General features: G+C 37.9%; 21 protein-coding genes. 6 read left to right on the top strand and 15 right to left on the bottom strand.

The window, feature by feature from the left end; translation table 11 throughout:
- Positions 1 to 1,647, top strand: coding sequence for an alkaline phosphatase PafA (pafA, locus tag ACH30E_RS08105; protein WP_490824394.1), 1,647 nt, complete (start codon positions 1 to 3; stop codon positions 1,645 to 1,647).
- A 62-nt stretch (positions 1,648 to 1,709) separates the two neighbouring features.
- Here pafA and ACH30E_RS08100 read toward each other — a convergent pair whose 3' ends face one another.
- Entirely contained in the window at positions 1,710 to 2,588 is an 879-nt protein-coding gene (locus tag ACH30E_RS08100) for an alpha/beta hydrolase family protein (RefSeq protein WP_490824393.1), read from the bottom strand.
- Between the two features lie 418 nt (positions 2,589 to 3,006).
- Positions 3,007 to 4,149: a DUF2911 domain-containing protein gene (locus ACH30E_RS08095; RefSeq protein ID WP_490824392.1), complete on the bottom strand. Its 1,143-nt coding sequence runs from the start codon at positions 4,147 to 4,149 to the stop codon at positions 3,007 to 3,009.
- Between the two features lie 164 nt (positions 4,150 to 4,313).
- On the opposite strand from ACH30E_RS08095, the gene ACH30E_RS08090 reads away from it, so the two are divergent.
- Positions 4,314 to 5,330, top strand: coding sequence for a sensor histidine kinase (locus ACH30E_RS08090; protein WP_294997175.1), 1,017 nt, complete (start codon positions 4,314 to 4,316; stop codon positions 5,328 to 5,330).
- On the top strand, positions 5,327 to 6,046 hold the full coding sequence (locus ACH30E_RS08085) for a LytR/AlgR family response regulator transcription factor (RefSeq protein WP_294997173.1): 720 nt from the start codon (positions 5,327 to 5,329) through the stop codon (positions 6,044 to 6,046). The genes ACH30E_RS08090 and ACH30E_RS08085 overlap by 4 nt, the downstream gene beginning before the upstream one ends.
- Positions 6,047 to 6,196: 150 nt before the next feature.
- On the opposite strand, the gene ACH30E_RS08080 is transcribed toward ACH30E_RS08085, so the two are convergent.
- The 11 genes from ACH30E_RS08080 to ACH30E_RS08030 all read right to left on the bottom strand — a co-directional run bounded on the left by ACH30E_RS08080 (position 6,197) and on the right by ACH30E_RS08030 (position 13,062).
- On the bottom strand, positions 6,197 to 6,985 hold the full coding sequence (locus ACH30E_RS08080; protein WP_490847332.1) for a hypothetical protein: 789 nt from the start codon (positions 6,983 to 6,985) through the stop codon (positions 6,197 to 6,199).
- Positions 6,975 to 7,436, bottom strand: a complete 462-nt coding sequence (locus tag ACH30E_RS08075) for a GNAT family N-acetyltransferase (RefSeq protein WP_490824390.1) — start codon at positions 7,434 to 7,436, stop codon at positions 6,975 to 6,977. The genes ACH30E_RS08080 and ACH30E_RS08075 overlap by 11 nt, the downstream gene beginning before the upstream one ends.
- Positions 7,437 to 7,632: 196 nt before the next feature.
- Entirely contained in the window at positions 7,633 to 8,865 is a 1,233-nt protein-coding gene (locus ACH30E_RS08070) for a GAF domain-containing sensor histidine kinase (RefSeq protein WP_490824389.1), read from the bottom strand.
- A gap of 18 nt (positions 8,866 to 8,883) precedes the next feature.
- Positions 8,884 to 9,216 (bottom strand): antibiotic biosynthesis monooxygenase family protein, encoded by a 333-nt coding sequence (locus ACH30E_RS08065; RefSeq protein WP_490824388.1) that lies wholly within the window; start codon positions 9,214 to 9,216, stop codon positions 8,884 to 8,886.
- A complete protein-coding gene (locus ACH30E_RS08060; protein WP_490824387.1) occupies positions 9,213 to 9,572 on the bottom strand; it encodes a cupin domain-containing protein in 360 nt (119 codons plus the stop codon). The genes ACH30E_RS08065 and ACH30E_RS08060 overlap by 4 nt, the downstream gene beginning before the upstream one ends.
- Positions 9,565 to 10,167 (bottom strand): dephospho-CoA kinase, encoded by a 603-nt coding sequence (coaE, locus tag ACH30E_RS08055; protein ID WP_294997161.1) that lies wholly within the window; start codon positions 10,165 to 10,167, stop codon positions 9,565 to 9,567. Before coaE ends, ACH30E_RS08060 begins: the two co-directional genes overlap by 8 nt.
- Before the next feature lie 73 nt (positions 10,168 to 10,240).
- The gene (gene yajC, locus ACH30E_RS08050) at positions 10,241 to 10,576 is read right to left on the bottom strand and encodes a preprotein translocase subunit YajC (RefSeq protein WP_490824386.1); all 336 of its coding nucleotides are present in this window, start codon (positions 10,574 to 10,576) and stop codon (positions 10,241 to 10,243) included.
- 29 nt (positions 10,577 to 10,605) lie between these two features.
- Positions 10,606 to 10,950, bottom strand: a complete 345-nt coding sequence (locus ACH30E_RS08045) for a DUF1573 domain-containing protein (RefSeq protein WP_490824385.1) — start codon at positions 10,948 to 10,950, stop codon at positions 10,606 to 10,608.
- 140 nt (positions 10,951 to 11,090) lie between these two features.
- Complete coding sequence (nusB, locus tag ACH30E_RS08040) at positions 11,091 to 12,014, bottom strand: transcription antitermination factor NusB (RefSeq protein ID WP_490824384.1); 924 nt, start codon at positions 12,012 to 12,014, stop codon at positions 11,091 to 11,093.
- 123 nt (positions 12,015 to 12,137) lie between these two features.
- Complete coding sequence (locus ACH30E_RS08035; protein ID WP_490824383.1) at positions 12,138 to 12,605, bottom strand: group I truncated hemoglobin; 468 nt, start codon at positions 12,603 to 12,605, stop codon at positions 12,138 to 12,140.
- A 37-nt stretch (positions 12,606 to 12,642) separates the two neighbouring features.
- The gene (locus ACH30E_RS08030) at positions 12,643 to 13,062 is read right to left on the bottom strand and encodes a hypothetical protein (protein ID WP_490824382.1); all 420 of its coding nucleotides are present in this window, start codon (positions 13,060 to 13,062) and stop codon (positions 12,643 to 12,645) included.
- Between the two features lie 264 nt (positions 13,063 to 13,326).
- Between ACH30E_RS08030 and ACH30E_RS08025 the strand changes: the two genes are divergently transcribed.
- Together ACH30E_RS08025 and groL are read left to right on the top strand one after the other, a co-directional pair.
- Positions 13,327 to 13,608: a co-chaperone GroES gene (locus tag ACH30E_RS08025; RefSeq protein ID WP_294997150.1), complete on the top strand. Its 282-nt coding sequence runs from the start codon at positions 13,327 to 13,329 to the stop codon at positions 13,606 to 13,608.
- 121 nt (positions 13,609 to 13,729) lie between these two features.
- Positions 13,730 to 15,364: a chaperonin GroEL gene (groL, locus tag ACH30E_RS08020; RefSeq protein ID WP_294997148.1), complete on the top strand. Its 1,635-nt coding sequence runs from the start codon at positions 13,730 to 13,732 to the stop codon at positions 15,362 to 15,364.
- A gap of 110 nt (positions 15,365 to 15,474) precedes the next feature.
- Here groL and ACH30E_RS08015 read toward each other — a convergent pair whose 3' ends face one another.
- The gene (locus tag ACH30E_RS08015) at positions 15,475 to 16,164 is read right to left on the bottom strand and encodes a lysoplasmalogenase (protein ID WP_294997228.1); all 690 of its coding nucleotides are present in this window, start codon (positions 16,162 to 16,164) and stop codon (positions 15,475 to 15,477) included.
- A gap of 294 nt (positions 16,165 to 16,458) precedes the next feature.
- The gene (locus ACH30E_RS08010; RefSeq protein ID WP_490824381.1) at positions 16,459 to 17,337 is read right to left on the bottom strand and encodes an SDR family oxidoreductase; all 879 of its coding nucleotides are present in this window, start codon (positions 17,335 to 17,337) and stop codon (positions 16,459 to 16,461) included.
- 142 nt (positions 17,338 to 17,479) lie between these two features.
- Between ACH30E_RS08010 and pfkA the strand changes: the two genes are divergently transcribed.
- Complete coding sequence (pfkA, locus tag ACH30E_RS08005) at positions 17,480 to 18,466, top strand: 6-phosphofructokinase (RefSeq protein ID WP_294997224.1); 987 nt, start codon at positions 17,480 to 17,482, stop codon at positions 18,464 to 18,466.
- Positions 18,467 to 18,511 lie beyond the last annotated feature (45 nt).

The raw sequence follows: 18,511 nt of genomic DNA, 5'->3' as shown, positions 1-18,511 counted from the left end.
ATGAAAAGAATTCTGTTTATTGCAAGCCTCCTGGTTATAACAACAGCCGGACACGCTCAGAAAGCCCCTGCACCAGCCACAAATGGCGTTTCAAGACCAAAACTGGTGGTTGGACTCATGGTTGATCAAATGCGTTGGGACTACCTCTACCGCTATCAAAATCGCTATGGCAAGGGTGGATTTAACCGCTTGTTGAATCAGGGATTTAGTTGTGAGAACACGTTTATTCCCTATACTCCTACTGCAACCGGTTGCGGTCATTCATGCGTTTATACAGGTTCGGTACCTGCCATCAATGGTATTACCGGCAACAATTGGTGGGATACCAAAATGCAAAGAACCGTTTACTGTGCAGAAGATAAAACTGTTAAAACAGTGGGTTCTGACAGTAAGGATGGTGAAATGAGCCCGGCCAACATGGTATCTAATACAGTAACCGATGAATTAAGACTTGCGACAAATTTCAGGAGTAAAGTGATAGGCATTTCAATTAAAGACCGCGGTGCCATATTTCCGGCTGGTCATTCGGCCAATGCTGCTTATTGGTATGACGAATCAAAGGGCCTTTTCATTTCCAGCACTTATTACATGAAAGAATTACCTCAATGGGTAAATGACTTCAATAACAAAAAACTGCCAGACACCTACTATAAAGAAGGTTGGAAAACGCTTTATCCAATTGACACCTATACACAGAGTTCAGAAGATGTAAAAGATTATGAACGTTCTGAATTAGTAGCTAAAACCAGTTTCCCTTATGACCTGTCTGGCTATGTAGGAAAAGACTACTATAAACTTCCTCATATTCCCCAAGCAGCCACGTATACATTTGAAATGGCCAAAGCGGCTGCAATCAATGAAAAGATGGGTAAGGGAAAGGAAACTGATTTCCTGGCAGTTAGTATATCATCGCCAGATTATGCTGGACATACTTATGGTCCAAATGCTGTAGAACTGGAAGATACTTACCTGCGCCTTGACAAAGACGTTGAGCAATTCCTGAACTTTCTGGATCAGCAAGTGGGAAAGGGTAATTATTTATTGTTTCTAACTGCAGACCATGGTGCAGCGCATGTTCCTGCATTTTTAAAGGAGCACAATCTTCCGGGTGGATCTATTCCACTAGGCTCAATCGTTCGAAAAATAAATGCCGAACTGTTGACTAAATACAAATTAAAGAATGGCATCATCAATTCAACCTATTATAATCTTGCATTGAATTTGAAGGATATTGATTCATTAAAACTAAATCTTACTGAAATCAAATCATTCATTATTAACATGATGGAAAAAGAAGAAGGTATTTACAGGGTTGTTGATAAAGCAACACTTGGGGAATCTAATCTTCAGCATACCATTCGTGAAAGATTAATCAACGGATATTTTCCATATAGAAGCGGCGAGCTTCAAATAATTCCAAAACCAGCCTGGTTTAAAGATAATTCCAAAGGCACAGACCATAGCGTTTGGAACCCCTATGATTCTCATATACCTTTAGTATGGTATGGATGGAAAGTAAATCCGGGCAAAACTTATAAAGAACACTATATGACTGATATTGCTGTAACAGTTGCGGCAATGTTGAGTATCCAAATGCCTAATGGCGCAGTTGGTAAAGTGATCAGCGAAGTGGCTGGAGGCCGTTAGGTAAGCTAACCTAAAACAAGCCATGAATATGCATTAGAAATGCATATTCATGGCTTGTTTTATTATAATCGCTGAATTTTCTTCATATAATGACTCCCTTCGATAATCTCTACCAGCAATGGCCAGAGATTGTTTTGAAATTTCTTCCGAAAGATACCAACATGTCCAACAGGACAATGGGTGTATTCATCTACATAAAGTTTTAATAATTCATATTTAGCATCTGGAAAAAAAGATAGCATCATAGGAGCTGTAGTATCATTTGCCAGTGGGTCATCACTCATATATACAGAAGTGATCGGAATGTCAAATCCATAAAATTTATCGGCATGTATTTTCCTGTTCAGCATTGAGGCAAAGTAGGTTTTACTTAAACACCACTCTCTCCATTCTTTCATCATATTACGCGGCAAATTTTCTCCCCATCCAATTCTTTTCATCGCACCATATCCAAACAAAGACACCATAAGTGGGCCTATAAAAAACCAGAGTCCCCATATTTTCCATTTTATGGGGGAAGGAAAATATTTCCAGTAGCCAAATGCTGCACTAATAGCAATTACTTTCCGGATATGTTCTTTATGTTTTAGAAATCCAACCAATTGTGCTCCAACACTATGTCCAACCCAAATAATATCGGTCGCTTTTTTTTCGGTTACCATATAATCCAAAACAGCATTCATATCTAGAGTACCCCACTCATGCATAAAAGATGCGCATTTCCGTAGGTTTACAGGAGCCGATTTGCCGATACCTCTATAATCATACAATAAAACAGCGTAACCATTTTGAACCAGATATCGGGCAAAATTTATATAGAATTCCTTTTTTATCCCTGTGGCAGAACTTAAAACTATATAGCCAATATTTTGGCCTACGGGCTTGCTATAAAGTGCGCTTAACTTGTAACCATCTGCTGCGGTTATTGTAATTGTCTGCATAAATTATACCTTTTCATGTATCATACATTATATAAAAAACGACCTACCTGTTTCTATAAATAGAAAACAATAATTGTTGAATTCGACCCATCATGCGGATAAAACCGATGAATGAAAATGGGCCCGTATAGAAATACAGGCCGATGTGCGTACCCTATGCGAATTACACACATGAGAAATCTAAACCTTGCCTGTTCTCATTAAAGGTTACCATTACGCTTTTGATAAGCTTGGGGAGTTAACAAGAGTGGGATAAACTTTGTCGGTCAGGTAACCTGTTTGCTTAATAACGATGTTTCTTATACCTATTTACATCATATCAACTTTGCAATTTGAGTATGCAAAAAAATAAAAGTTTTCTTAGTGTTGTTAGTAAATAAGAGTAAGAACCAGTTAAATAGAGGAACACCTTGTTGTTTCATTTTTCCTCCTTTAATTTTTTTATTTGTGCCTCATATTCAGGAATACTGGCAATACGATCTGGTGGAGAATTTTCAATCACTTGCTCCCAGCATGCAATAGCTTCAGTATTTTTTCCTTCAGCAGTGAGAGATAATGCCAATCCCATATTTGTCCAATATTTGTCCATCGGGAATTTCTCTTTATTGGAAATAAAAATTGAGGATGCTTCTTTTAAATATCCTTTTTTGAGTACATTTCTTCCAAGCAAATAAAGATCTGTTACCAGGAGCTCTTTCAGTCCGACCAACTGATCAAATACCAACTTCGCTTTCTCTCCCCTATTTAATTGTAGTAAAAGTTCATATTTTATACGTAGTGAATTCGCATCTATAATTCCATTCATGCGAGCTGTATCAAGTGCTCGGTCAATGAACCATAGTCCTTTTTCCATTTGAACCATGCTATCTAAACAAAATTTAGCCGCACGAATCCAATTCCGGCTATCAAACCCAGCATATCCTACCAATTCTTCTTTCATTTTGGCAACATATAAATCATTGGCATTGGGAAGTTCAATTCGAAAACCTATCCGTTTATCTTCCCAATTCAACCACAATTGACAGGATGCAGCATTTCTTTGCTCAAATGTATACGTTAACCATTCTGAATATGGTGCATTCTCCGGATTTGCCGGGATGCGCTGAACATCGTCTTCTTCATTATAATAATACGTACCCCAACTTGTGGAAACAGAGGAAAATATCCAGGTCCATGCATTCAGGGAGTCTAAAGCCAGCATCAACCCATAAGTACCCGGTAAAATTGATTTGCCGTTTACTTTCATAGCATGCGAGAACTGAATCGTTGTAATTTCATTGGAGCCTGCTCTCCAGGGAGAAGCCATAGATGGTCCAAAACCTAAATCCGCGAACCCATTATGAACCAGGTTTCCCCATATTTTTCCCCTGCGATCATTTCCATTGTTATCATGAACATCTGGCCCCCGGTAGGTAACGGTAACAAACCCAATCCCCATCCATTGTGAGACGGCTGATTTTTGATTACCGCCATTGGGTGGCTGTGTCAGGGTAATTGTTTGACCAGCAACCTTAATTTGGAGGAAAATACCTAGAAATACCAGTAGTTTTTTGATCGTCATATTGAAGGGTATTGAACTTCAATATTATTAATGGCAAATTTCGACTCCTAAACATTACCGATAAACAACTTTAGAATTCGATCAAAAACGACTACCACAGGTTTTTGAGCGCGTTGCAAGACTAATGATCGAGTACCTTTGCACTAATACAAACCCCGTAAAAGATGCAAAAAAAGCAAAAAAAATCATGGATCATTTACCATGTATTGTTTTGGATTACGATGTTTTGCTCTTTCATCTTTGATGTAATCGGGTTATTGCCCGAATACCCTTTTGTATTTTTCTTTTCACTATTCTACCGTGTTTTTTTATTGGCATGTATTACCTATATCAATCTTTGGTACCTGATACCTCAATTCTACGTAAAAAAGAAATATATTGAATACTGCCTGATACACTTGCTTTTAATGACTGGATTTGCCTTTTGTTATCAGGCCGACTACAGGAGTTTATCAGAAATGTTTATTACCTATAAATCAAACCCAATCCAGTTCTGGAACAACTATTTTCTCGCCTTAAGATATATCCTGATTTCTTCTTTGTTTTATTACCTAAAAGAGCAATTCAGACAAAAAGAGCAAATAAATGCGATGCGTATTGATTATTTATCTACAGAACTAACCCTGCTCAAAGCTCAGATTAACCCTCATTTTCTCTTCAATACATTAAATAACCTTTACGCATTGTCTTTAAAGAATTCAGCGAAAACACCTGAACTCATACTTAAGTTATCAGATATGATGGAGTATATGCTTTATGAAACGGACGAAAATACTGTTCCACTTGAAGCCGATATAAATAACCTGGTTAACTACATAGAATTTGAAAAACTCCGCAAAGACATTAGTGAATACGATATACAATACAGGATTGATGAAATACCCAAAAAATCATTCAAAATTGCACCAATGCTTTTATTATCAATCGTTGAAAATGCGTTTAAGTATGTGCATGCAGCGGATCATAAAAAGAGTTTCATTCAAATAAGCTGCCGACTAAATGAAAATATATTATTATTTCATTGCGAAAACAGTTATTCGGCTTCAATTCAGAAACCCGGCAAACAAATGGGCCTGATAAACCTGAGGAGAAGGTTGGCATTATATTATCCAGATAAACACCAATTTACACAGGAGAAAAATGCTGACATTTATTCCATTCAATTATCTATTGAATTATGAGAAAGTATAAATGTATCATATTAGATGATGAACCTTTGGCTATGGAAGTAATAGAGAATTATATCCACAAATCAAATTTATTACAACTTCATAGCAAACATCTTAATCCATCTGATGCTAAAAAAGAAATTGAGAATGAAAAACCAGACATTCTTTTTTTAGACATAGAAATGCCTACAATTAATGGACTCGATTTCTTAAGATCGCTTGAAAACAAGCCTATTACAATTATAACAACGGCATACAGACAATATGCACTTGATGGATTTGATGCCGGTGTTATTGACTATCTGCTGAAACCAATAAAACTTCCAAGATTTGAGCAGGCTTGCAATCGGGCGAAAGAACTACTAGACCTGATTCACGCTGGTGCCCAAACGATTGAACAACCTTCCAAAATAGAAACTGAAATAATTACTATAAAATCAGGCACTAAATATACCAGGGTAAACATCAATGATATTACACATGTGCAAGGACTCAAAGACTATGCAATCGTTTATGCAGGCAATCAAAAGCATGTAATTCTCGGCTATATGAAAATCATTGAATCAAAATTGCCTGAAGATTTATTTATTCGGGTTCATAAATCCTTTATTGTTGCCAAGAACCGTATAAAGTATATACAACATGGCAAAATTCACCTTAACGAACACCAGATACCTATTGGCAGGTCTTATAAGAAACAGGTCGAATCATTTATGCAGATATCATAACAGGACCGACTATTGCATGAATTTAATCTTGTATCGCCACAGCATTAAACGAAACTAGTTTCCATTGGCCTTGCTCATAGAAATAGTAATTACACAATTGCAAGGCACTTATTCTTGCATTTGCTTTAGTTAATTTGATCACACTCCAGCTTACAGCAAAATCTTTACGCGGAAAGAAGACAACCTCATTAATAATGTCGTGTTTATACTTGATTGTCTGCAAGGATTTAAAAATTGTAAGCCCCCCTTATGCAAACTTCCATCAGGATAAGATATCCAGGTTTCGGCTGAAGTATCATTTTTCATTAAAGCAATATCATTAAGCGCAAATGCATTTACCCATTTTCTGTTTAATTTCATTACGTTTGACTCTTCCTCATATTGGTTTTGGGATGTGGCTATAGCTGGCTTTAGCAGCACAGGCACACTAGTAATTTCAGGAAGGATGTAATTATCCAGGGCTATATTAGCAGTATTGGCTGCAATACATTTCCACCCTTCTCCACTTTTTAAATACACATCATTATACCTGCTATAGGAAATTGTTTCTGCGTCAAAATCCGCATAAGGCGTTACTGCATATACAAATGCGATAGAATCACTAATAAACCGAATCTCAACACTGTCAGCATAAAATAGTCTGATTGCACCAAATCGTTTTTCACCAAAAATGGGCGCTAATTCCACACGAGGTATAAGCCGCCCTTTACTTGCGCCAAGATGAACAAAATTTTTGTCCCACAACAAATGGTTATAGGTAATGGTATCTGACCTGATCCATGACTGGATATATTGTTCATTCAGGTAATGCAAACGCATTGAATCAAGTTTTCTATTACCTATAAAGCCAGTTTGTGCATTTAAGTCTGTTGTGAAAAAAAAGCAAATGAATAATAACATGAGCGTTATTAAGCGGATAGCGAGGGGTTTATAATTCATAATTAATTGATTTTTCCGGGACGTATTTCATTTTGTAATGCGTTACAGAATGAGTAGATACACTAAACCCTTTTTTAAGAAAGAATTTTTTACCCATTAGATTATTCTTCTGGACATGTAGCTCAATCTCAAATGAATCCTGAATCGCTATTTTTCTTAAATTATCAAGAATTATACTGCCAATTCCTTTACGCTGAAAATCATCTATAATGACTATAGCTTCCAGGAATAACAGATTGGAAGCAGTTTGGTACACAGAAAAATATCCAACAATCCTTTCATCGACGATAATTAATTGATAGGTTTCAGGACGAAAATGTTTTGCATGATACGCAATCTGTATTACTGGATCCCATCCCCAAACTGGCTCGGTGAGTTGTTTTGTAGAATTTAATTTAATATCCAATATTATATTGCTATCACTGGAAGTTGCATTCCTAAAGCTAATCATACCCTTATTTCTTTTAAACTATCAACACAGTTATCCCTTCAAATCAACAGGTGATCGGATATGAAAATAAATAGGTGTATTGTAGAAAATGTCGTGTAAAACTGGTTTATAGATAACAGACATGTTTTTTCGAGAAATAACATGCTTAAAAACACAATTTAAAGCAAACTATGCTTTCTTATAGTTTCTTTAAATATTATGATACAAGCTGGAATAAAAGATTAAATGTTGTTCCAACTTCAGGTGTACTGGCAACTTCCATTTCAATTCCCAATGCTTCAGCAAACTCCTTGGCTAAAATTAAACCCAAACCACTCCCCTTTTCTTTATTGGTACCTTCCCTGCTATTACGTATTCCCGGAATAAATAATTGCTTTAACATATCTTCCGTCATACCGCACCCGGTATCAGTAATAGCTATTTTAACTTTATTGGCTCCCAACCGTTCACTGGTTAAACGAATTGTTCCGGAACTGGTGAATTTATTGGCATTGCTGATAATATTGCGAAATATAAACCTTAGAGAATTTTCGTCGGAGTGAACAATACAGGCTGGTTCAATATCATTGACGATTGTATTATTTTTAATACTCGCAAACGGCTGGAGATTGGTCACTATGTTCTGAACAATTTTTCTCAAATCAAGAACCTGTGTCTGTGGCTTATCTTTTTGAATAAGTATACTACCCCACTCTACCAAATTAGTCAGCATATCCAACGTAGCATCCATCTGTTTATCCAGCAATCTTAACAACTCTTCCTGATCCTGTTTCGCAAGTTCTTGATCGTTACTCAATTCGATCATACTTTTAACAGATGCTACCGGCCCGCGTACATCGTGTGCAATAATGGATATAATTTTATTCTGAATTGCTTTTGAGATTTCAAGTTTTTTCTTTTGCTCTTCAATTACCTGATTCCTTAATACTTCTTCTTTGTTTTTCAGCCTGAGTTCAAACATTTTCATGGTCTGATTTCCCAAAGTCCTCAATGCAAATTTCTGTTCTTCAGTAAGTGTTCGGGGAATTTTATCAATAACACAAAGAGTACCTAAGGGATAGCCAGATGGACTTATCAATGGGTAACCTGCATAAAATCTAATATTCGGATCACCTAATACAAGTGGATTATCAAAGAAACGAATATCATTCAGTGCATCTTCTACTTCCATGATATCCGTCTGATGGATGGCATGACCACAAAATGAAATACTCCGATCGTCACTTGCTTTATCAATACCTATTTTTGCTTTGAACCATTGCTGGTGAATGTCCAGTAAGGTTATAGTAGAGATCGGTGTTTTACAGATAGATGAGGCCAGTTGCACTATCTGGTCAAAATCTTCTTCATACTGTGTATGAAGTACTTCATAGCGAAGTAATTCCCGCAAACGATCCTGTTCATTATTTGGATTTTCTGCCGGTATCATTTTTTAATTTTACAGGTATTAAAGTTGATTAACTGAACGATCGAAGCCATAATCACGTTCTACCTTGCAAATTCTGGTTTTAAAGTATTGATACCAAATATCCCGCCCTTTTTTTTGTGCTTCCATATGCTCAATATTGGCTTTCCAGTTTTTTATAGCTTCAAGGTCTTTCCAGTAAGAAATCGTTATACCCATCCCATTCCTTACCGATTCAAAACCCAGACATCCGGGTGACTGTAAAGCCATTTCACACATTTTATCTGCCATTGCTTCGTAACCTTCTGTATTTTCTGTAAGTCCATTCGTAAATATTACTGCGTAATACGGAGGTGCTGGAGTTTCAGCGATCATATTCTATTAAGATTTGTTTTAGTGAATTCATTTTGAACATTACCTGTGTTTAACGTAGTAGCTGGTTCGAATAACATTACCCATACTTCCTCATTTGCATTGGGTCTGTGCTCTACTCCTTTGGGAACAATGAGGAAATCCCCTGTTTCAAGTAAAACATCTTTATCCCTAAACTCCATGACAAAAGAACCTTTCACAACATAAAACAACTCGTCTTCATGATCATGATGGTGCCAGGTAAATGGTCCTTTGAATTTAACCAATTTTACCTCCTGACCGTTTAAAGATCCGGCTACTAAAGGATTCCAGTAACCATTAACCTGATTAAAGGCTTCTAACACATTTATTTTATTCATCTGAAGAATCGTTAACTTCTTTTAAAAACTGTTCGTGCAGTTGTAATACTTGCGGAATAAGCAAGTGTTGATCATCATTCAGAATAACATAATCGCATAAACGCATTTTAATTTCTTCCTGAATTTGTTTATTCATTCGGTCGAGTACCGCTTCCCTTGACAAAGCATCTCTGTCCATAACCCGTTTAATCCTGATATGTTTCGGAGCATATACCCCAATGATATAATCCATCCCTTCAGCAGACCCAGCTTCAAAAAACAGAGCCGCCTCCTTTATAACATATGCCGCCTTCTGCTTATCCGCCCATTCTTCCGCTGCACGAATAGCCGCTGGGTGAACAAGGGCATTCAATTTTTCTAATTGCAAAGGATCTTTGAAAACAATATCGGCGATTAATTTTCTGTTTAACCGACCTCCAATAAATGAATCAATTCCAAATAAAGACTTTATACCAGCCTGAAGAGTTGCATCTGACTCCATAATTATTTTGGTATTCGCATCAGCATCAAATACCGGAATACCCAGTACCTGAAAAATTCCTGCAACGGTAGATTTGCCGCTACCAATACCACCTGTGAGTCCGATTTTCAACATAGATTAAAGATAAAACAAGAAGGTCCGGAAACTGCATTCCCGGACCTTTATTTTCCACCTGTTGAAGGTTGATTTATTTTTTGTCCGCAGACTTATTAATAGCAGCACTCCATTCCATACTAACGGATGATTTTTCGATTTTCAGGTAGCTGCCCGGACTCACTTCCAATTGGATAGTATTGTCTTCATTGATTTTATTGATGACGCCATGGATACCAGCGATGGTAACGATTTTATCACCTTTTTGCATATTTTCTACGAATTTCTTTTGCTCTTTGGCTTTTTTGGCTTGTGGACGAATCATAAACAACCAAAAAACAAGGATGATAGCACCCATCATTACCAATTGAACCATTCCACCACCTTGCTGACCACCAGCGGCAAGTAATACTGAATTGAGATAAAACATTGTTATTTGTTTAAATGAAAAATGACTAATTAATTTTTGACGCCCTTAACATGGCCTGTAAAGATAAGGGTGTGTTCGCTACCATTAAAAGTATTTGTAAATACCAGTACTGTTTTTCTGGTATCTCCCGTCATGGCTTTATTGGTATCAAATGCCGCTGTTACGGCCCCTTCTCCCCCGGGAACTACGGCTTCTTTTGTATAATCAGGAACCGTGCAACCACAGCCAGCCCTTACATCTGTTATAAATAATGGCTTATTTCCTGTATTCCTGAACCTGAATTTAAGTTGAATTTTCTCTCCTTGGGTTATAGTTCCAAAATCTACCAGTGAATCAAGCCACTGTATGGTTGTATAATTTGCCGTATCGATCAATTTTGGATTAGTAAGGGGAGATTTTTTATCAGGTCCTGCACAAGCTATTATCCAACCCCCGATAACACACCCCAAGACAATCCGTCTTATGAAAACAAACCCCATAAATTATATATTTCTTATTCCTTATTTCGTATTTGCTATTTCTTATAGCCTATTTTCTGGATTTTACCGGCATCTGTAAGCTCTTTATGAATATTATCCAGAATACCATTTACAAACTGTCCGCTTTGCTGGGTGCTGTATTCCTTGGCCAGGTCTATGTATTCGTTAATAGTAACTTTGGTGGGAATCGTTTCGAAATATAACAACTCGCATACTCCCATGCGCATAAGGATCATATCTAATAAGGCGATTCTTTCGGCATCCCAGTTTTTCAATTTTGGTTTGATTAGATCTGTGGCCAGTTCTTTCTTTTCAATGCTGGTAATTAGCAGGGTTTTGGCAAATTGCCATTTTTCCTGACTAATCATTTCCTGGAGATTATAACTCGTTGGCTTTTGAATATAATTGAGCATTAGTTGCTCCATCATTTCAGCATCATCATCCCAGTTATTGAAATGCTCTTCCAAATGACTGATAAACGACTCATTTGGTAACATCAGATGAGTAAAGATGATTTTAATGATTTCTTTTTCCTTCACCTTTTCTCTACCCGGGACCGCTATATATTCCTGATATTGGGGAAGTTCGGTTAACTGTTGGTAAATCTTATAGACCAGGTCTTTATCGAGTATTTTCTCTGGAAAATGGGCTTCTTTAGCCTTCTGAAAAGTTGCCGACTCTAAAATCTGCCATAAAAACTCATTACCAGCGATTTTGGTATTAACATTTAAATCGGCACTGGTGGGAAGGTTTCTGGATGCACGCTTAACCGCATTGGTTTCGGCATAACGGGCAATTTCAGTTAAAAAATAAAGCAGGTATACAAACAGGGAAGTTGTCTGATCAAATTGCTTCTTCAATTCAATTTCAGGCTTCTGACGTGTTACGCTGGTATCTGCAGCCTCAATCATGTAAAGGAGCTGCATTACTTTAACACGGATATTTCTTCTACTGATCATCTGGTAAGAACTTATTGGAAAGTTGCAAAGGTATTAATTTCAGGATGCATGTCAAAATGAAAAAACCCGTCCGGGAACGGACAGGTTTAACCTTGATACAACCTATACATAACCCTTTCCGGATTAAGGTTCTACGATATCGCCTTTTAAAGGAACAAGTGCTCCGCCAATGGTGTTCACATCTGCATCAGAAACATTGTTCTTTTTCAGGGCCGCCACCAGATCATTAACCAATGCGTTAAAATGAACGTCTTTAATACCCAGCCCTACGTGTGCGGCTTTCATAGACAAACCTGTGTACTTCTCTGGTCCACCTACTGCCTCTCCGATCTGGTTAACCAGGTGCATTTTCAGGTCATCAACCCGCTCCTGTGATTTGGCAGTATTCGCAAAAAAGCCATTGATCACATTATCAGCCACCACAATTCCAATAAAATCATCGACTACTTTCTTAATACCTGCGTTACTTCCAAGTCTTTTGTATAGATCACTACCACTGTTTACAGGCATTGCATCATCTTTTTTACAGGCTGTAAAACTTATCGCAACCACTAAGGCGATTGCGGTAACCCCTAAAAATGTTTTTTTCATGGTTTTCTTAATTTAATGGTGATTGTATTTTGAATGATTATTTACGGATGTTTAAGGCATAAGTAAGTTTCCGGAAAGCATACATATTTACCGGACATTCTGCCCTTGATTGAAGCGGTTGTCTTTCTACCAGACCGGGGTGATACCCCTTCGCCAGATCAAGAATGGCCGACCTGCTGGTTTTGCGGGGGTCGATGGTCACACAAAGGGTTTGGCTCTTTAAACTGATAACATTAGAATAAACACCCTTTTGCTGCATAAAATAGGCTTCCATTTCAGTGGAATCTTTACTGGAAAAGCTATCAGGAAACTGCATTACCACGATCTGTGTAGGGTTTTCCATATAAACCCGCTCACCCAATGATGGTTTTGCCTTATTTGCATATATAAACAACCCAGCAAACAATACGAGCACCAGTATTCCCACCCCTTTTAATATCCTTTTGAGTAGTTTCATGTTATTGCATTTTATGCAGATACGGCATTCGTTTAAACTTGGATTGGAGTAATTAGAAATTTTATCCGGGGAGGCAAATGAAAATTTGGCACTATAAACCAGAAACTTACTGCATCTTTGCCGCCCGTTCTGACAGTACGAAAGCTTGTCCAGGGCATTCCGGAGCAGGAAATCTGCAATTTTGACCTGTTCGCCCCGGGTGGCACAATTATCGATGAATGGCAAAAAGATTTTTAACCTTAATAAATTAAAAACCAATAACGTATGGCTAAGAAACTCAACGTTACTCCCCTCCATGACAGAGTAATTGTTAAGCCGGCCGCTGCTGAAGAAAAAACTGCCGGCGGAATCATCATCCCTGACACAGCGAAAGAAAAACCACAGCGAGGTACCATCGTAGCCGCAGGTACTGGTAAAAAAGACGAACCGATGACCGTAAAAGTGGGCGACAATGTCCTGTACGGAAAATACGCAGGTACTGAGATTCAGATCGAAGGACAAGACCTTCTCATTATGCGTGAAAGCGATTTACTTGCGATCGTCTAATTTGAAAATGTGGTAATTTGAAAATTTGAAAATGAATATGTTTCAGTTTCAAATTTTCAACTAAAAAGTAAGACCTACATTTTCAAATTTCCAAATTTTCAAATTTTCAAATTGACAAAAAATGGCAAAACAAATATTCTTCGATATCGAAGCAAGAAATAAAATGAAAAAGGGTGTTGATACCCTTGCTAATGCAGTTAAAGTAACCCTCGGACCAAAAGGCCGTAACGTGGTTATTGAGAAAAAATTCGGTGCACCTTCTGTAACAAAAGATGGTGTTACTGTAGCTAAAGAAATTGAACTTGAAGACGCTATCGAAAACATGGGCGCTCAGATGGTGAAAGAGGTTGCTTCTAAAACTGCAGATATTGCTGGTGATGGTACTACTACAGCTACTGTATTAGCACAAGCAATTATTGGCGAAGGTTTGAAAAACGTTGCTGCAGGTGCTAATCCAATGGACCTGAAACGCGGTATCGACAAAGCTGTTGCTAAAGTGGTTGAAAACCTGAAAGCACAGTCTCAAACCGTTGGTAACGATTCTAAAAAAATTGAGCAGGTTGCTACTATTTCTGCCAACAGCGATAATGAAATTGGAAAACTGATTGCTACTGCAATGGGCAAAGTTGGTAAAGAAGGTGTTATCACTGTTGAAGAAGCAAAAGGTACTGATACTACTGTTGATGTAGTAGAAGGTATGCAATTCGATCGTGGTTATATCTCTCCATATTTTGTTACCAATAGCGAAAAAATGGAAGCTGAATTACAGAATCCATACATCCTGATCTACGATAAGAAGATCAGCGCTATGAAAGATATCCTCCACATCCTGGAGAAAGTAGCACAAAGCGGCCGTCCATTGTTAATCATCGCTGAAGACCTTGAAGGTGAAGCACTGGCTACACTGGTGGTGAATAAATTACGTGGTACCCTTAAAGTAGCTGCTGTTAAAGCTCCGGGCTTTGGTGACCGTAGGAAAGAAATGCTTACAGATATCGCAATTCTTACTGCAGGTACTGTTGTAAGTGAAGAACAAGGTTTCAAACTGGAAAATGCTGACCTGTCTTATTTAGGTCAGGCTGCTTCTGTTACCATCGACAAAGACAACACAACTGTTGTTGGAGGTAAAGGTAAAAAAGCTGATATCGTTGCGCGTGTGAACCAAATCAAAGCGCAAATTGAAAATACCACTTCTGATTACGACCGCGAAAAATTACAGGAACGTCTTGCTAAATTAAGCGGTGGTGTTGCAGTATTATACGTTGGTGCTGCTACAGAAGTAGAAATGAAAGAGAAAAAAGATCGTGTAGATGATGCATTACACGCAACACGTGCGGCAGTTGAAGAAGGTATTGTACCAGGTGGTGGTGTTGCTTACATCCGTGCTGTAGAATCGCTGGAAAAACTGAAAGGTGCTAACGAAGACGAAGCAACTGGTATCCAGATTGTAAAAAGAGCTATTGAAGAGCCTCTCCGTCAAATCGTTGCTAACAGCGGTATCGAAGGTTCTATCGTGGTTCAAAAAATCAAAGAAGGAAAAGCTGACTTCGGTTTCAACGCACGTACAGAAGTATTCGAAAACCTGTTCAAAGCAGGTGTTATTGATCCTACCAAAGTTAGTCGTGTAGCACTTGAAAATGCAGCTTCTATTGCAGCAATGTTACTGACTACAGAATGCGTAATTGCAGACAAACCAAAACCAGAAGCTCCGCATAGTCATGCAGGTGCACCTGACATGGGTGGTATGGGTTACTAATTCAAAAGTTCATCAGTTTTTACTGATACACATAAAAAAATCCCTTTGCAAATGCAAGGGGATTTTTTTATGTACCCAATTAATTAGGTAATACAGCTACTTATTGTTCTTTAATTTTCCGGGGATACAACAATTGCTGAGGTCTTAGTAAAACCGATCGTTAACAAGCATTGGGCGAGCCCATAAGTGAGCATTACCGCTAAATCTAACAATGGTTCATGAAAACGAAAAAGGTTTAAGGCTAGTATTGCATCGCTCAAAACAAATAAAATAGCACCAGGGGCAAAATATTTAATAGCTATTTGTTTGATTGTTGGATTAGAGAAAGTATGGATTGCCAAAGAAGCCATCAGGCTGATGAATAGCATATAAAAAACCACGGGCAACTGGTATGCCCCGAGATAGTTTTCCAGAAACGTGTACACCGTTGCACTAAAAACCAACATAAGGATCAAGGGTAAAATAAATAGCTGTTTTGTGCTTTTCTGTACAGGGTTTAATTGAATGAAATAATAACTGTAATTCAAGTGTGCCATCACAAAGGAAATCATTCCGGAAAGAAAAAATACAGGTCCCTTCCCTATCAATAACGCATCTCCGAGAAAAGAAAAGAACAAAGCATAAACAGGTTTTATCTTCCAGTTAAATTTGTCTTGCGATAATAACAGATAGGTTATTAACAATGGCACTAATAATAGCTTTGTTACCGCCCTCCATAATTCCAGTTCTGAATAGATACAAAGCAGATGCGCGATTAATAGTAGTATAAATACAGCAATCAATGATTGTTTTCGCTTCATAAGGCAGGTTGTGGTAATTAAAGTTATGGGTATTTTTTCTTCAAGGGATAAGTGGTGCATTTGAACCAATACTGTCTATAGAATTTAGGTACTAGCTACAACTATAGTACAATATGGAACATAGATTTTCATGATTTCCAAGATCTATCATGACAAATCTTGAAAATCATGAAGATCCGTGTTCTCATAATCGCATTTTAAAGGCAGAAACCCCAAAATGACCACATATCAAAGCTTGTAGCCTGAAGCTTGAAGCCAAATCCCCCAGACAAAAATCACTTCGACAGATTGTTACTATAAACACATCCCTAAAGCATCTTTAAAACTCAATGGCTGATACCCTAATGACGAAATTGCTTTATCAATTTTTAAACCTGATTTCTTTGCTCTTCTGACGGGTTCTGGGAAAATTGCTGCATTAACAGGTTCGATTAGATTTTTATCTGCTCCTATATGGTCAGCAACAGCAATAGCCATATCATATGGTGAAAGAATTTCACTACCTGCTAAATGATAAACGCCATTCTTTTTAAACATTAATACCTGTTCAATACCCTTACACAAATCATAAACATAGGTAGGTGTACGCAATTGATCATTTACTACTTTAATATTTTCCCCTGCTGCTAACTTCTGTTTAACCCATTGTACAAAGCTTGGTCTCATTCCGGGAAATACCGGGCCATAAATAAAAACGGGTCGAATAATTGTATAAAGTATACCGCTGTCTTGCACCAGCTTTTCGGCCATTAATTTACTTTGTCCATAAAAATTCAGGGGATCAGGTATGTCATCTTCGCTATGGGGACCATTTTCTCCAAAAATAAAATCTGTAGAAAGATGAATAAAATGAACCGGATAATGTCTGCTGGCTTCTAAAAGATAATTGGTTGCCGTCACATTATTTAACATACAGGCATCCCTGTTTTGATCGCATTCATCCGGCTTACTCATGGCGGCAGTATGTATAACCACATCCGGCGCTACTTTCGAAAAAACACGCAATACGGAACGAACACTTGTTAGTTCCATAGTATGATAAGTAATTTGTTTATGAACAGCAATCCTTTGCGGACCACGTCCGGTAGCATGCACATCAAACCCGTTATTAGCAAGTGTTATACATAAATGCTGTCCGGTAAAGCCATTAGCACCGGTTACTAAGATTTTCATTCGGCAAGTTTACTAAAATGTAATTAGATGCTATTGTTGGCATTTAATACCAATTGCTTATTTTTGAAACTCTGTGTAGCTGATACACATACAATTATAGAGAAATACCCATTGCATCAAGAAAGAAGAATTGTCAAAAGAAATGTCTGCTAAAAAAGTAACCAAAATAGGCGTACTTACATCGGGTGGCGATGCTCCTGGTATGAATGCCGCAATAAGGGCTGTCGTTAGAACTGGAATATATCACGGTTTGGAAGTATATGGCATCATGCGAGGTTACAGTGGCATGATAGAAGACGATATCTTCCAGATGGATTCCCGCTCAGTTGCTAATATTATCCAAAGAGGAGGCACCATATTAAAAACGGCCCGGAGTAAAGATTTCTTTGAGCCTGAAGGCCGCGCCAAAGCCTATGAAAACCTCAAAAAAAGAGGCATTAACGGATTGGTAATAATAGGCGGAGATGGTAGCTTTCGGGGAGCACAAAAATTCAGTAATGAATTTGATATCCCCTGCATAGGTTTACCTGGCACCATTGATAAAGATATTGCCGGTAGTGATTTTACCATTGGTTTTGATACAGCAGTAAATACCGCCGTTGAAGCCATCGATAAAATTCGTGACACGGCAGATGCCCATGACAGATTATTTATTGTTGAAGTAATGGGGCGCGATGCTGGTTATATTGCTTTGCATAGTGGCATTGCTACCGGTGCAGAAAACATCCTTATCCCGGAAACTAAAACGGATATCGAAGAACTAATCAGTTCACTCACTGAAAAAGAAAAAAGAAAAAAACTGGTTAACCTGATTGTGGTTGCTGAAGGTGATGAATTCGGTGGTGGGAATGAAGTAGCAGAAATTATAAAAAAACGTTTACCTAATGCTGATACCAGGGTTTGTATACTTGGACATATTCAGCGAGGTGGCTCTCCTACCTGTCTCGACCGATTAATCGCCAGCAGAATGGGTTACCATGCCGTTGAAAATTTAATCCATGGTAAGTATAATGTAATGGTGGGCATCCTCAATAATAAAATGAACTATATCCCACTTGACAACGCCATTAAAGCCAAACAAAAAATTTCAGACGACTGGATGAAAATCGTTAAGATTCTAGCCAGTTAATATCAAGCAAACAGAGAAAGGATCGTAAACCAATAAACATACCCT

The organism is Sediminibacterium sp. FW305-C-61, assembly GCF_058231065.1.
This window is presented reverse-complemented; position numbering and strand designations above follow the sequence as displayed.

What these genes read in the sequence shown, in the direction of transcription:
- pafA (WP_490824394.1), top strand. Translation starts at nt 1, where the DNA reads ATGAAAAGAATTCTGTTTATTGCAAGCCTCCTGGTTATAACAACAGCC.
- ACH30E_RS08100 (WP_490824393.1), bottom strand. Translation starts at nt 2,588, where the DNA reads ATGCAGACAATTACAATAACCGCAGCAGATGGTTACAAGTTAAGCGCA.
- ACH30E_RS08095 (WP_490824392.1), bottom strand. Translation starts at nt 4,149, where the DNA reads ATGACGATCAAAAAACTACTGGTATTTCTAGGTATTTTCCTCCAAATT.
- ACH30E_RS08090 (WP_294997175.1), top strand. Translation starts at nt 4,314, where the DNA reads ATGCAAAAAAAGCAAAAAAAATCATGGATCATTTACCATGTATTGTTT.
- ACH30E_RS08085 (WP_294997173.1), top strand. Translation starts at nt 5,327, where the DNA reads ATGAGAAAGTATAAATGTATCATATTAGATGATGAACCTTTGGCTATG.
- ACH30E_RS08080 (WP_490847332.1), bottom strand. Translation starts at nt 6,985, where the DNA reads ATGAATTATAAACCCCTCGCTATCCGCTTAATAACGCTCATGTTATTA.
- ACH30E_RS08075 (WP_490824390.1), bottom strand. Translation starts at nt 7,436, where the DNA reads ATGATTAGCTTTAGGAATGCAACTTCCAGTGATAGCAATATAATATTG.
- ACH30E_RS08070 (WP_490824389.1), bottom strand. Translation starts at nt 8,865, where the DNA reads ATGATACCGGCAGAAAATCCAAATAATGAACAGGATCGTTTGCGGGAA.
- ACH30E_RS08065 (WP_490824388.1), bottom strand. Translation starts at nt 9,216, where the DNA reads ATGATCGCTGAAACTCCAGCACCTCCGTATTACGCAGTAATATTTACG.
- ACH30E_RS08060 (WP_490824387.1), bottom strand. Translation starts at nt 9,572, where the DNA reads ATGAATAAAATAAATGTGTTAGAAGCCTTTAATCAGGTTAATGGTTAC.
- coaE (WP_294997161.1), bottom strand. Translation starts at nt 10,167, where the DNA reads ATGTTGAAAATCGGACTCACAGGTGGTATTGGTAGCGGCAAATCTACC.
- yajC (WP_490824386.1), bottom strand. Translation starts at nt 10,576, where the DNA reads ATGTTTTATCTCAATTCAGTATTACTTGCCGCTGGTGGTCAGCAAGGT.
- nusB (WP_490824384.1), bottom strand. Translation starts at nt 12,014, where the DNA reads ATGATCAGTAGAAGAAATATCCGTGTTAAAGTAATGCAGCTCCTTTAC.
- ACH30E_RS08035 (WP_490824383.1), bottom strand. Translation starts at nt 12,605, where the DNA reads ATGAAAAAAACATTTTTAGGGGTTACCGCAATCGCCTTAGTGGTTGCG.
- ACH30E_RS08030 (WP_490824382.1), bottom strand. Translation starts at nt 13,062, where the DNA reads ATGAAACTACTCAAAAGGATATTAAAAGGGGTGGGAATACTGGTGCTC.
- ACH30E_RS08025 (WP_294997150.1), top strand. Translation starts at nt 13,327, where the DNA reads ATGGCTAAGAAACTCAACGTTACTCCCCTCCATGACAGAGTAATTGTT.
- groL (WP_294997148.1), top strand. Translation starts at nt 13,730, where the DNA reads ATGGCAAAACAAATATTCTTCGATATCGAAGCAAGAAATAAAATGAAA.
- ACH30E_RS08015 (WP_294997228.1), bottom strand. Translation starts at nt 16,164, where the DNA reads ATGAAGCGAAAACAATCATTGATTGCTGTATTTATACTACTATTAATC.
- ACH30E_RS08010 (WP_490824381.1), bottom strand. Translation starts at nt 17,337, where the DNA reads ATGAAAATCTTAGTAACCGGTGCTAATGGCTTTACCGGACAGCATTTA.
- pfkA (WP_294997224.1), top strand. Translation starts at nt 17,480, where the DNA reads ATGTCTGCTAAAAAAGTAACCAAAATAGGCGTACTTACATCGGGTGGC.